Origin of the sequence: Paraburkholderia sp. BR13439, assembly GCF_040948805.1 — a bacterium.
In the GTDB taxonomy this organism is placed as follows: domain Bacteria; phylum Pseudomonadota; class Gammaproteobacteria; order Burkholderiales; family Burkholderiaceae; genus Paraburkholderia; species Paraburkholderia youngii.
Genome location: NZ_JBFPKN010000004.1, coordinates 413,621 through 426,309 on the forward strand (window position 1 = coordinate 413,621; position 12,689 = coordinate 426,309).

General features: G+C 59.7%; 14 protein-coding genes and 1 pseudogene. 8 read left to right on the forward strand and 7 right to left on the reverse strand.

What is annotated here, in order from left to right; all coding sequences use genetic code 11:
• Positions 1–34 precede the first annotated feature (34 nt).
• Positions 35–979: a LysR family transcriptional regulator gene (locus AB3X96_RS11170; RefSeq protein ID WP_176120990.1), complete on the reverse strand. Its 945-nt coding sequence runs from the start codon at positions 977–979 to the stop codon at positions 35–37.
• Between the two features lie 125 nt (positions 980–1,104).
• On the opposite strand from AB3X96_RS11170, the gene AB3X96_RS11175 reads away from it, so the two are divergent.
• Positions 1,105–2,322, forward strand: a complete 1,218-nt coding sequence (locus AB3X96_RS11175; protein ID WP_368589751.1) for an FAD-dependent monooxygenase — start codon at positions 1,105–1,107, stop codon at positions 2,320–2,322.
• A gap of 161 nt (positions 2,323–2,483) precedes the next feature.
• Here the strand turns inward: AB3X96_RS11175 and AB3X96_RS11180 are convergent, their stop codons facing one another.
• On the reverse strand, positions 2,484–2,816 hold the full coding sequence (locus AB3X96_RS11180; RefSeq protein WP_368589752.1) for a hypothetical protein: 333 nt from the start codon (positions 2,814–2,816) through the stop codon (positions 2,484–2,486).
• Positions 2,817–3,148: 332 nt separating this feature from the next.
• Between AB3X96_RS11180 and AB3X96_RS11185 the strand changes: the two genes are divergently transcribed.
• Entirely contained in the window at positions 3,149–4,348 is a 1,200-nt protein-coding gene (locus AB3X96_RS11185) for a TIGR03118 family protein (protein WP_368589753.1), read from the forward strand.
• A gap of 55 nt (positions 4,349–4,403) precedes the next feature.
• Here AB3X96_RS11185 and AB3X96_RS11190 read toward each other — a convergent pair whose 3' ends face one another.
• Both AB3X96_RS11190 and AB3X96_RS11195 read right to left on the reverse strand, forming a co-directional pair.
• On the reverse strand, positions 4,404–5,141 hold the full coding sequence (locus tag AB3X96_RS11190; RefSeq protein WP_368589754.1) for a transporter substrate-binding domain-containing protein: 738 nt from the start codon (positions 5,139–5,141) through the stop codon (positions 4,404–4,406).
• Positions 5,138–5,356, reverse strand: a complete 219-nt coding sequence (locus tag AB3X96_RS11195; RefSeq protein WP_368589822.1) for a hypothetical protein — start codon at positions 5,354–5,356, stop codon at positions 5,138–5,140. Before AB3X96_RS11195 ends, AB3X96_RS11190 begins: the two co-directional genes overlap by 4 nt.
• Here AB3X96_RS11195 and AB3X96_RS11200 point away from each other — a divergent pair.
• The 4 genes and pseudogenes from AB3X96_RS11200 to AB3X96_RS11215 all read left to right on the forward strand — a co-directional run bounded on the left by AB3X96_RS11200 (position 5,280) and on the right by AB3X96_RS11215 (position 7,047).
• Entirely contained in the window at positions 5,280–5,867 is a 588-nt protein-coding gene (locus tag AB3X96_RS11200) for an RNA polymerase sigma factor (RefSeq protein ID WP_368589755.1), read from the forward strand. The two genes, AB3X96_RS11195 and AB3X96_RS11200, sit on opposite strands and share 77 nt — an antisense overlap.
• 12 nt (positions 5,868–5,879) lie before the next feature.
• Positions 5,880–6,188: a hypothetical protein gene (locus AB3X96_RS11205; protein WP_368589756.1), complete on the forward strand. Its 309-nt coding sequence runs from the start codon at positions 5,880–5,882 to the stop codon at positions 6,186–6,188.
• Positions 6,189–6,190: 2 nt separating this feature from the next.
• Positions 6,191–6,308: pseudogene (locus AB3X96_RS11210) on the forward strand (4Fe-4S binding protein).
• A 22-nt stretch (positions 6,309–6,330) separates the two neighbouring features.
• On the forward strand, positions 6,331–7,047 hold the full coding sequence (locus tag AB3X96_RS11215) for an O-methyltransferase (protein ID WP_368589757.1): 717 nt from the start codon (positions 6,331–6,333) through the stop codon (positions 7,045–7,047).
• A gap of 130 nt (positions 7,048–7,177) precedes the next feature.
• On the opposite strand, the gene AB3X96_RS11220 is transcribed toward AB3X96_RS11215, so the two are convergent.
• Positions 7,178–7,726, reverse strand: coding sequence for a carboxymuconolactone decarboxylase family protein (locus AB3X96_RS11220; RefSeq protein WP_368589758.1), 549 nt, complete (start codon positions 7,724–7,726; stop codon positions 7,178–7,180).
• 324 nt (positions 7,727–8,050) lie between these two features.
• Between AB3X96_RS11220 and AB3X96_RS11225 the strand changes: the two genes are divergently transcribed.
• Positions 8,051–8,467, forward strand: coding sequence for a cupredoxin domain-containing protein (locus AB3X96_RS11225; RefSeq protein WP_368589759.1), 417 nt, complete (start codon positions 8,051–8,053; stop codon positions 8,465–8,467).
• A gap of 120 nt (positions 8,468–8,587) precedes the next feature.
• Here AB3X96_RS11225 and AB3X96_RS11230 read toward each other — a convergent pair whose 3' ends face one another.
• Together AB3X96_RS11230 and AB3X96_RS11235 are read right to left on the reverse strand one after the other, a co-directional pair.
• On the reverse strand, positions 8,588–10,003 hold the full coding sequence (locus tag AB3X96_RS11230; protein WP_368589760.1) for a UbiA family prenyltransferase: 1,416 nt from the start codon (positions 10,001–10,003) through the stop codon (positions 8,588–8,590).
• Positions 10,004–10,150: 147 nt separating this feature from the next.
• Positions 10,151–10,321 (reverse strand): hypothetical protein, encoded by a 171-nt coding sequence (locus tag AB3X96_RS11235; protein ID WP_176378694.1) that lies wholly within the window; start codon positions 10,319–10,321, stop codon positions 10,151–10,153.
• 522 nt (positions 10,322–10,843) lie between these two features.
• Between AB3X96_RS11235 and AB3X96_RS11240 the strand changes: the two genes are divergently transcribed.
• Positions 10,844–12,499 carry a hypothetical protein gene (locus AB3X96_RS11240; protein WP_368589761.1) on the forward strand — a complete coding sequence of 552 codons (1,656 nt, stop codon included), beginning with the start codon at positions 10,844–10,846 and terminating at the stop codon, positions 12,497–12,499.
• Positions 12,500–12,689 lie beyond the last annotated feature (190 nt).

The following is a 12,689-nucleotide window of genomic DNA, read 5'->3' on the forward strand; positions in this document are numbered from 1 at the left end:
AAGCTTCGGAGGATCGACGTTTACAAAAAAAGCCCTATTTCTTCCTCACGTCCCGCGCTCGCCTGCCACTCGTCGCCGTATCCGCGAACAGGTCGATCACGACCTCGCGCAGCCAGCGATTGCCTTCGTCGTGATGGACCCGTTCGTGCCACAACAAATGGATCGGCGCGGCGGGCAGCGTCATCGGCAGCGCACGCAGGCTGAGCGAGAACGGCGTGGCCAACTCCAGTGCGAGACGCTCTGGCACCGTGGCGATCAGGTCGGTACGTTGCAGGATGTAGCCCACGCTCATGAAGTGCGGCACCGTCAGTCGCACCTGACGCCGCACGCCGCGCCGTTTCAGCCACTCGTCCACCTGACCGTGGCCGGTGCCGGCCGACACCACCACCAGATGCTCGGCTTCGCGCCACGCGGAAAGCGTGAGCGGCGCCTCTTCGAGTGGGTGGCCGCGTCTGAACAGACAGACGTAGCGCTGATCGAACAGACGCCGCTGATAGAAACCGCCCTTCAACTGCGGCAACAGTCCGATCGCCAGATCGACGCGGCCGTCGGCCATCTCCTTGCTCAGATTGACGCTCGTATTGCGGACCGTATTCATCGCGACGCCTGGCGCGACGCGCGACAATCGTTCCAGCAATGCCGGCAAAAACACGACTTCACCGATGTCGGTCATACCGATCGTCATCGTTCGCATTGCGCGCAGCGGATCGAATCCCGTCACCGGATTGAGCGCGGCGTGCAAGGTGGCGAGCGCCTGCGAGACCGGTTCCGCGAGACGCAGCGCGAACGGGGTAGGCACCACACCGCCCGGCGCGCGCACGAACAGCGGATCACCCAGCAGGCGGCGCAGCTTCGCGAGCGCATTGCTGACGCCCGGCTGGCTCATGTTCATTTGCTCGGCGACGCTCGCCACGCGCCGCTCCTGCATCAGCCGCTGGAATAGCAGCAGCAGGTTGAGGTCGAGATCGCTCAGTTCCATGGCTTCGGCATGACTTAAAGATCATTCATTTCGGTGATGAAGGAGATTCATTTCATCTTATTGAGCAATGACGGTCTAGTGCTGAAAATACCGACACGATAAACCCGCATATCGGAGACACAATCATGACCCGGATGGACCTGAGCATCGCGATCGTCGGCGCCGGCATCGGCGGCCTTACGCTGGCGCTCGCACTACGCGAGCATGGCATCGATGCGCAACTCTACGAGCAGACCGACGAGTTGCGCGAAGTGGGCGCGGCCGTCGCGCTGTCGGCCAACGCGACGCGCTTTTACGAGCGTATGGGACTACGCTCCGCGTTCGACGACGTGTGCGCCGAAGTACCGGGGCTCATCTATCGTGACGGCCGCAGCGGCAGCGTGATTGGCCATCATCGCGGCATGCCCAGCTATCGCGAGCAGTTCGGTGGCGCGTACTGGGGCGTCCATCGCGCCGATCTGCAGGCGGTGCTGTCGAAGGCGGTCGGTCTCGAGCACATCGAGCTCAGTCATCGGCTGGTCGATCTCGTGCAGCATCCCGATCGTGTGAGCCTCGCGTTCGACAACGGTCGGCGTATCGATGCCGATCTCGTGATCGGTGCCGACGGCGCACGCTCGATCACGCGACGCTGGATGCTCGGCTACGACGACGTCCTGTATTCCGGTTGCTCGGGCTTTCGTGGCATCGTACCGGCCGAGCGCATGGACCTGTTGCCCGATCCGGAGACGATCCAGTTCTGGGTCGGGCCCGGCGGCCATCTGCTGCACTATCCGATCGGCGACAACGGCGATCAGAACTTCCTGCTGGTCGAGCGTCATCCGTCGCCGTGGCCGTCGCGCGACTGGGTCATGCCATCGACCGAAGGCGAACAACTGCGCCTCTTCAAGGACTGGCATCCGGCCGTCGTGCAGATGATCACGGCGGTGCCGATCAGTCAGCGCTGGGGCCTGTTTCACCGTCCGCCGCTCGGCCGCTGGAGCAAGGGTCGCGTGACGCTGATCGGCGATGCCGCGCATGCGCTCGTGCCGCATCACGGCCAGGGCGCCAATCAATCGATCGAAGATGCCGTGGTGCTGGCCGCACAACTGGCCAAGGCGGGCCCAGGCAACTGGCGGGAAGCGCAGGAGGGCTACGAGCGTCTGCGCCGGGGGCGCACGCGCAAGGTGCAATACGCGTCGATCAGCACCGCGGACGTCCTGCATCTGCCGGACGGCCCCGCCGCGCAGGAACGCAACGCGCGGCTTGGGGCGCGCGATAGCATGCTGCATCACCTCGACTGGATTCACGACTTCGATGCGCTCGCGCAGGAGCCGAGCGACCGGCAAGGGGGCACGTGGCTTTGAGTCTGTCCGTGACGCATCGATAGCCAGGCGGTTGGCCGCGTGTGACGGCCATGCATCTGCTATTCGACAAACTGGGCGCCGGTCGCAATTACACCTACGCCGCTGCGAACGGAGCGTTTGTGCCGCACTGGTTCGCAGCCGACGGTCATTTTTGCCAGCTGTTAATGGCCGGTAGCGGCTGGCGATACCACGCTCGGGGTCGCCAGCGTGTTGTTGGTCTTGGGCGCGGGGGTGGCGGTCGTCGAGCCGGTGTCGTTGCTCGGCAGGCCCGAGTTCGGCGCCTTGGCGCCCATGCCGCTGTCCGAGTTGGTGTTGCCTGGCATGCCGTAGCCGCCTGACGTTGTGCCGTTCATCTGATTCGACGGACTGGCGGTGCTGCCTGCGTTTCCGGTCGAACCGCTGCCGCTCTGACCTCCGGCCATCTGCGCAAAAGCGCCTCCCGACAGCGAGAGTGCGGCGACGGCCGCGACTACTGTTATGGTTGCCTTGCTCATGATCCGCCCCTCCTTGATTGGACTGGAAGATAGACGCAGACAGTTGTCGCCTGCGCTACAGGAAATGTCGCAATCAGCGTGCCGCGCGTTTTCTCAGTGCTGAATCGACGGTTGAATTTCACGCAATGACGGTTCGATACAAGTTTTTGGCCGCACGTATGGAATAGTCACACCCCGTATTCGTTGCGTACCAATCGCTTTTGTCTGGACGAACGCGACCATGGCGATCGCACGAGATCTGCCGCGAAATCAGCCGCTCCGCCGGAATAAACCCCATGCCGTGCTCGTTCATTGAGCGTTAGGTCCTTTGGGGCAGAACAAGGAGTGCGGTCATGAAGTCTCTACTCGCTATATTCGGCGTCGTTGCATGCGGCGCGGCCGTCGCGACTCTGGTGTCATGCGGCGGCGGGGGCGGCGGTAGCTCGAATTCGAGCAGCACGAGCCCGCCGGTTCAGTCGTCGTTCACAGCGACGGCGCTCGTATCCGATGGCGCGGTGCCGGCCGCACACACCGACGCAAATCTGAAAAACCCTTGGGGCGTCGCCTTCAATCCCAATGGTTTCGCCTGGGTCGCGGACAATGGCACCAATGTCGCGACGCTGTATGACGGCAATGGCGTGCCGCAATCGCTGGTCGTCACGATACCCGATGGCAAGAACGGCTCCGCATCGCCGACGGGCATCGTGTTCAACGGAACACAAAGCTTCCTCGTCACGGAAAACGGCAAGTCCGGAGTCGCTGCATTCATCTTCACGGGCGAAGGCGGCACCATCACCGCTTGGGCGCCCGCCGTCGGGCCGACCAATGCGTTCGTCATGTACGACGATGGTGCCGGTGGTGCCGTCTATAAGGGCCTCGCGCTCGCCGCCATGAACAATGGCAACTTCCTCTACGCGACGGACTTCCATAACAACAAGATCGACGTATTCGATACCTCGTTCACGAAGGTCTCGATGCCCGGCGCCTTCACGGACCCGGCGATGCCGGCGGGCTTCGCGCCGTTCGGCATTCAGGCGATCGGCTCGAATCTGTTCGTCACCTATGCAATGCAGGACGCAGCCAAACACGACGATGTCCCGGGCGCGGGGCTCGGCATGGTCGATGTGTACGACACCGCGGGCAATCTGAAGCAACGCTTCGCAACAGGCGGTCCGCTGAACGCGCCGTGGGGTATTGCGCAGGCGCCCGCGAGTTTCGGCTCGATGAGCGGCGCAATCATAATCGGCAATTTCGGTGATGGCATGATCAATGCGTTCAACGCATCGAGCGGGCAGTCGATGGGACCGATCAGTGGACCGAACAACAGCCCGATCGTCGAACACGGCATATGGGGCATCGCGTTCGGCAACGACCTCAGCAATCAGCCTTCCAGCACGCTCTTCTTCGCGGCAGGCCCGAATGACGAAGCAGATGGCGTCTACGGAAGAATCGATCTGAATCCGGCAACGTCGAGCTCGGGCACGACCACGCCCACGGGCACGGGCACGGGCACGGGCACAAGCGCGGGCGGAGGGATGAGCGTTGGAATGTAGCGCCAAGCGCGCAATGGACAAGCGCCGCTCTTGATGCGAGAGCGGCGGGATTTCTTTATCCTCGACCCGCGAGAGCGGGATCGATCTCGTTGTGTGTCAGGCCGAAAGCCGCCATGCGAGCACGATGATCCGGTGAGCCCAGATATGAACGAAGGGCCTGGTTTACCGCCTGGATCAGATTGCTGTTACTTCTATTGAACGAGAATGCCCCGAGCGGAGGCTTCTGCTGCTGGCCCTTCGTTCCCGGTTCGTGCGCGACGGCCTCGAGCATTGAGCCTCCGATCCGGTTCGCCACTATCCGATTCCCCAAGGCCGTGCTCGCATAGGCATCGATGGCGCCGGAGAGCACCGCTTCGATAGCATCGGCCTGATGCTCGAAGACGGTAATCTGATCCTCGCTTACGCCAGATGCTCTCGCTGAGTCGTGCTGAACCTGTCCGGCTATGATGCCAACGCGCGCGTCAGCGCGTTTGGCGAGTGACGCGTAGCTGTCGAGCGCTTTCGGGTTTCCAGTCCGAACCAGAAAACCGTCTGCGATCCCCCATACGGGGACGCTGAACGCGACCCTATCGGCGCGTTCACGCGTGACGAACAGCGGAACGTTCATATCCCACCTGCCTGCTTCGACGCCGGGCAGGAGTTCACTAAACGATGTCAGATGGTGCTCGATCCGGGTGACACCGATCGCCCGAAGCACCGTGTCGGCCAGAGCGATGTCAGCGCCACTGGCAGTACCATCTGTTTCCGTCCAACCGAACGGGGGCTCTTCGATGTACGCAATCGTGACCTTCATGGCTGGGTCTCCCACTTCTTGCCGTTACGTAACGGTCGCAAACCTGCTACGCATTGCATCGCGCGAATCGGCAGTTTCTCAGGGAAAAAATTTTCGCGCTCGCCACAATATTCGCGCTGCTGAAACGTCTTCAGGCGCATGGAACCGCCACCCACCGCGCACCCGATGACCGACCGAGACAGCGACATCACCGCGACCGTGGTGCGCGAGCGCACGAGGCTCGTCAATTTTATCCGGCGTCGGATACGCGACCCGGACGATGCCGAGGACATCCTGCAGGATGTGTTCCACGAATTCGTGCAGGCTTACCGGCTTCCGGCTCCGATCGAACAGGCGAGCGCGTGGCTTTTTCGCGCGGCGCGCAATCGCATCATCGATCGTTTTCGCAAGAAGAAGGAGCAACCGCTGGCGGATCTGTCCGAGGCCGAGGCCGAGGACGACGCCAGCGGCGAGTATCGCCTCGACCTCGCGCTACCGGCGCACGATGCCGGTCCCGAAGCCCTCTACGCTCGCGCTGTATTGCTCAAGGCTCTGCAGGATGCGCTCGATGAATTGCCGCCGAATCAACGTGAGGTATTTATCGCGCACGAACTGGAGGGGCGGTCCTTCAAAGACATGGTGGCGGAAAGCGGCGTCGCGCTCAACACGCTGCTCGCGCGCAAGCGCTACGCGGTCTTGCATCTGCGCGCCCGACTGCAGGCCATTTACGACGAATTGGATATTTAGAGGAGTCGACGGATGAAGTTTCGAATCAGATGCGTGGGTAAAGCGCTGCTCGTGGTGGTCGCCATAGCCGTGCTCGGGTTGGTGGTGATGACGCTATGGAATTGGGTGATGCCGGCGCTATTCGTTGGCGCCCGCGCGATCGACTTCGCGCATGCGTTGGGCTTGCTGGTTTTGAGCCGCATCCTGTTTGGCGGATTCCGCGGACATGGCGGCTGGCGCGGACGGCGTCACTGGCGAAAATGGGAAGCGATGACGCCTGAAGAGCGCGAGCATTTTCGGGCGGCATGGCGATCGGACCGCGACCGGCGCGAGGGAGATTGAACATGCGCGAGGAATCGACGGTCGACTGCAAACAGCGGTCGGGCGTGATTGCGCCGGTCGTGCGGTCTTTGTGTGGCGGCGTGCCCCGAAGGCGCGATCAAGCTCGCCAGAACGGCATAGCGGTACACGTCAAGGAGCGCATATGGCTTCGTCAACCACGGATCTTCTGCGACGGCTTCACGAACAGAGTCAGACCGAGGTGATAGCCCGCGCACGCGCGCAATTCCAGGGATCGAGTGAGGAGTTTCTGACTCTGTCGGAGGATTACGAAACCCTCGCGCCGCGACTCCGTGGACGGTTTCTCGAAACGCTCGGACTATCCAGCGAAGATTTCGAATCGTCGCAAGGCCCGCCTTTATCGTTGGCGGTGTCGGCGGAAACGGGAAGGTTTTTGCGCAACATGGTGCTTTCGCACAAACCAGCTCGAATCCTCGAACTCGGCAGTTCGTGCGGGGTGTCCACGCTGTATTTCGCCGAGGCTCTTCGCATGTTAGGCAGTGGCATGGTTGTCGCGACTGAACTCGATGCCGGCAAGTGCGCGCAACTTCGGGCCCATGTCGGAATGGCGGGCGTAGACGCTTATGTCGACGTGCGGGAGGGCGATGTGTTCGAGACCGTTGCCGAGTTGGACGGTACTTTCGACATGGTGTTTATCGACATATGGGCCGACAGCTATCTGAATCTGTTCAAGGGGATCGAGCGCCTGCTGCGGCCGGGGTCGATCGTTCTCGCCGACAATATGTACACAGCCGAGGACGCCGTTCGGCCATACAAGCGCTATCTCGACGGCGATTCGCGCTTTTCCACCACGACGCTGAACTTCGAATCGGGGGTCGAATTTACCGTTGTCGTGTCTTAGGCAGAAATCGGTTCATGTGCCTGACCGAACAGGCATGCAGGCGAAAAGGCCCTTTCCCCGTGAGGAAAGGGCTTTATCAGGCATTCCGCGGCAGCGGGCTCTATTGCTCTTCACGCCGCCCCAACTTGCATCAAGCCTTCCATTCGTAGGGCTGCAAGAGTTCTTCGAGCGGCGGCTGGGTGACGTTCGCGGTGTAGTTCGTCATCGTCGAGGCGGCGACCACGAGGACGACATCAAGCACCAGCGCCTGATCGAAGCCGGCCTCGGTGAACGCAGCGATGTCGTGGTCGTCGATGCGGCCGCGCTTTTCGATCAGCGTGCGTGCGAGGCGTGACAGCGCCGCAAGCTTGGCGTCCTGCGGGAAGCGGCGTTCGCGGATCGCCTGCACGTCGGTCTCGCTCAGGCCCTCCTTAAGCCCGAGGAATGAGTGGAATGCGACCGGCCAGGCGGAGCCATTGGTCACCGCATTCGTGAGCAGCAGTACCTGCATCTGCTGTTCGTCGAGGTTGCCGCCGTGCGCCTGATTGAACACACCCACGAGGGCAGTGATCAGTCTCGGTGAGCCCGCCATTTTGGCAGGCATATTGGGCACCATACCGAAGATCTCGGCGAGGCTGTTCAGCGCGGGCTTCGATTGTTCGGGTGCGGATTCGAGCGTATAGGTGGGAAAGTTGGCCATGGTATTTCCTTGAGGTTCGGGGGATATCGCTGGGTACGTTCGGGCGACATGCACAGATTAGTCAGAGGCGCGAGTCCCGCCAATTACATGGCAGGTAATAAACGAACCACACTATTCACGGGGCGCGGCGAGCAAAGCGATATGCCGCGCCTCAGCGGACTTACGGAATAAGCCTTCCGCCGCGCACGTTTACTGCACGTATCGCGCAATTCACGAAGCGCTAATGCCATCGCACAGGCAGGGGTACCTGCTTGTCCGATGAATTGGCCGCGGCAAGCGCTCGACGCCAGACACGCGCGATATGTCGATTCAAAGGAGGGTGCCATGTATGGCACTTACAGGATCGCCATCCTCGCGGCTGTGATCGCGCTTGGGATGACATCGCATTCAAGCTGGGCGGAGCAAACCGTTGATGCAACATTGCTATCGAACTCGATCCAGCTCGGGACGCACACCGTCAAGGCGGGTCCCATCACGCTTGAAGTCAAGAATGCTGCGGACAACAACATGGAACACGAACTCGTGGTGCTCAAGACAGATCTCTCGGACGATGCACTGCCCGTCAGCAAAGGACAGGTGCTGGAGCGCAGGCTGAAAAAGATCGGCGAAGTGGAAGACATCGCGCCGGGCAAGAGCAAGCGCGTGTCGTTCAAGCTTGCGCCTGGCCACTACGCGTTAATCTGCAACAAGGCGGGACACTATGCAGCGGGAATGCACACGGCGCTCGTCGTCACGCCGTAGAGCATGCTTACTCACAAGCGAGCCACCGCAAACGGTGTTCGCCTTCACCAGGTGACAGTCGCAGCGGACCGTGGTTCTGTGCATGCATGGCTGGGCGCAGAATAAAGAGCTAGCGTTTGATCAAATCGCAAAAAGGACTGCGGCTACGCAAAGCATCATGATGACCAGGCTAGAACGGTTCCTGAACGCATATACGATCGGGTCGTCATGCATCTGGCCTCGGAACGCTACCATCCAGACGCGGCTGATCCAGTACAGCACGAGAACAAAGAAGATCCAAAGCCTGTGGGGATGACGATACAACCCCGTCACGGCAGCAGAATTCATGTAGAGCGCAAGAACGAGTACCGCGACATAGCCCGCAGCGGGTCCAAACGAGCGCACGATGCTCATGTCCGCCGTCAGATAACCTCGGCCAGACGTGGAGTCCTTGCCCTCCCGCTGCATTTTGTCGAGTTCCGTATAGCGCTTCACCAACGCGAGACTGAGGAATATCATCACCGAGAACATGATTAGCCAGTCTGACGGCACGACATCGACCGCCGCGCCCCCGGCCACGATGCGGGTGGTATAGAGCGCAGCCAGCGTGAAGACATCTACGAGCATCACCCGCTTCAGGTGGAAGGAATAAGCGAGTGTCATTGCGACGTAACACGCTAGCACGAGCTGAAACGCCGGCGGCAGGAAAGCCGCCAGGCTCGCCGACGCCAGCAACAGGACGAACAACATGCCAATGCCGCTAACTAGCGGCAATTCGCCTGACGCAAACGGACGTTTGCACTTGCGACTATGGCGCCTGTCCGCGTCGAGATCGAGCATGTCATTCAATATATATACCGAAGACGCACACAAGCAGAACGAAAGAAATGCGATCCCGGCAACCTTCAGTGCGTCGACATCCGTGAAGCGATGCGACGCAAGAAGCGGCACGAAGATCAACAGGTTTTTCACCCACTGATAGACGCGCATTTCCCGTACGGCCAGTCTGAAGAGAGACCGTTTGTTATCGAAGATGACCGTGGTTTGATTCACCTTCCGCGCGGCCGCCTGGATGCTCGTTCCTCCAACGACGATCGCCGTGCGCGCCTGCTTCCACACCGGCAGATCGGCTCGCGCGTTTCCGCAATAGTCGAACCCTTGCACGCCAAACTCCGCCGTTAAAACCGACGCCTTGTTCGTGCCTGACAGATTGATCGACTCGTTGCTCGACATCACCCCTTTGAAGAATCCGAGGTGACGCGCGATCTGTTCGGCAAACCGTTGATTCCCCGCAGTGCACAGATAGAGGTCGCGGCCGGCCGCGCTCTCTTTCTTCAGGAAGTCGATCAGGCGTCCGTTGTATGGCAGCAGTGACACGTCGATTGCGGCGCGTTCGGCTATCTGCGCTTTTAGATAACCCTTTCCACGCAGCAACCATTCCAGACAATAAAGCAGATAGAGCGGATTACGCTTGACGAGGGCGAAAAACGACTCGATCAGAAGATCGCTGGACGTCAGTGTCCCGTCCAGATCAACGCAAAGTGGAATGGCAGCCATAGTGACCTCGATGTACCTGAATCGTCATCAAACCTTCCAAAGTTTGAGCAATGCAAAGCCGCATTGAGCCGCTGGAGCAGCCCGCGAGCGCACGCGCCGCTGCCGCGACCCATTTCTGCGTCGTCGGCTCGGTCGGGTTCTCGACTTTCATGGCGTTGCAAAAGGAGTCTGGCGAGCGCAATCGCCGGCTCTGCCAGCCACGAACATCTCCTGATTCCAGTGAATTTTTCTACTTGAGAAGCGCAACTGCGGCTGGAACGCGCCATGCTGCAGTGAAGGGTGCGCGCACGCTCCCTGCATGAAGATCGTGATCGTCATGCACTCGACCCTTGTCTGACCGCATCGATCTGTCGATAGGGGTAGCACGACAGATTCGTGCGCGGACAATGAAGCCAATCGCTGGCTATTGCCCGTTCGCTGCGCAGCAGCGAAACGTTAGAACCTGCAGCGAGCATAGACCTGCCGGCTCTAAGCGGTGTGACAGGGGCTCGGAATGTGGTGATATTGGCCGATAACGTTGAACACTCACCCCGTCAGGGTGCACGCCTCGACTTTCGAGGCACCCACCCATCGAGCCGCGTTATTTTGCGGCGCTCCGACAGCAGAAAAGCGCCTTGGCGGTTCGCGCAATGCGAGCTTGTGCAACGCCACACAAATGCACATAATCGGCAGTGTTCGACGTCGCTATCGTTCCTCCTCTACTTCGTTCATCCCAACCCCGGCCGTGCGTTGTGTTGTCGTGGGCATGCTTCGATGGTCAGAGCGGTGACCTGATAGAGGGCGGCCATGCGTCGACGGACGAGGGGTCTCCATCAACCAGAGAAGGCCCGCATTTCCACGATGACGAAAGACGCCACTCAGCGCGTGAACTCCACGCGGAAATCGATGAGGATGCAAGCCGCCCTCGAGCGTGTGAACTGGACGCAGCTGTGCGACCAGATCCTCATTTTCGTATTCGGCTCGTCGCTATATGCCGCAATCCTCTACAACTTCGACATCAATAGCGGCGTGCTGGCGGGAATCTGGGCGTTCGCGATCGTTGTAGCCGTCGTCATCTATGGCTATGTTTCCCGTTTCGAATGGCGCACCACGATCGTTACGGTACTATTCATCGCGGTAGTGTTGTTTGCGTTCGGATTCCTGCGAGAATTCAGTTTCGACGGCTTGAACTACCACGTCGCGACACCGCTATCGATAGACCACACCCTAAACGGCATCGCCGATACCGACGCACTGGGCGGAAGCTTCTGGGCCGAACACTACCCCAAGGCATTTGAATATTTTGCATACACGGCCAAGGTTCTGGCTTCACGATTCAATAGTGGAAAGTCATTTACGCTATTGCTCAGTGTTCCTGCCTGTGTTGCTCTAATGCGTGTGCTCCAGTCAACGGGAATATCTGCCAGAGCTTCACTGATTGCTTCGGCTTGCTGCGTTTATAACCCGGTGGTGCTCGGCCAGGTGACGAGTTTTTATGTCGACGCTGCGCATTACTTCTGCTGGGTCATCTTTTCTGTCCATTTGCTTTTCGCCCTCAAGCGTAGGCCTTATTCCAGAGTTCAACTAGGTATCGCACTCGTGCTTCTGATCGGCTCGAAGCTGACAGGACCCGCCTTCGCCGCCATCTCGATTGCTGTTCTCTTCACAGCGGCGTTTATTGGCGGCGAAAAGAGACGCTTTCTGACTCAGAACCGGGGAGTTATTGGAGAGCTGGTCATCTGGTCTTTTGTTGCTATCGTAGTGATCGGCTATTCGCCGTACGTGGAGAACATAGTCGCTGGAAAACACATTTTTTACCCCGTGCTGGGCAGCGACAAGATCGATATCATCGGTGGAAGAGTGTCAGCAGACTTTCTTGCAATGAATCCTTTGCAAAGGATATTCCTCTCGTATTTCTCGCTGCCACTGGATTGCAGGCCGTGCGAGAACGCGGAGCCTACCTTCGTCCCGTCGTACGCACACTTGCGAGACGCGTTTATCGCGCTGCACACGGCTGCTACGCGTTTTGGCGCATTCGGACCCTTCTTCGGGGTTATGTTTATTGCGTGCATCGCTTCTTTGTTCTGGAGGAGGAGAGGCGGCGGTGAGATTGCGAAGATATTTCTTCTCGCGACGTTAGCGAGCGTGCTGCTACATCCGCAATCGTGGTGGGCCCGCTACGTCCCGATGTTTTATATGGTCCCTTTTCTGGTCATTGCGGGCTTTTCATCCGCTCGGAAACTATTCCATGTGGTAGTCGCCGTCGCCATCGCGAACTCGGTTCTCGCCGCGGCAAGCGTTACCGGCTACCTCCTGCTGAAGGAAACGCACTACAAAAACCAGGTGGCTGCAGTGCGCACCATGTGCGGTGAAGAACCAATATTGCTAGCATCTTCGGAGATGAATTGGGAAGCGGATTTGCGCGACGACCGTCTCGTTGTTGTTGCGGCGGGGAGGCATCCGGCCAATTCGAGTTGTCCCGTGAACTTCGACGAGATGATGGTAATGAAGAAGTAGGCGTCTAGCGCGTAATCCTCTCTATTGCTCAAGCGACAGAATGGGTCATCATTGTTCTGCAGGACTTCGGCGGGTCTGCTCGCTGAAGATCACTGTCGAGTGGCACCGATCTATTTGAGCCCCAAACGCTGTCTGACCAACCTGTGCAACTCGGGAAGAGCCTTCCGGCGCACGAAGGATTCTGGGTCCT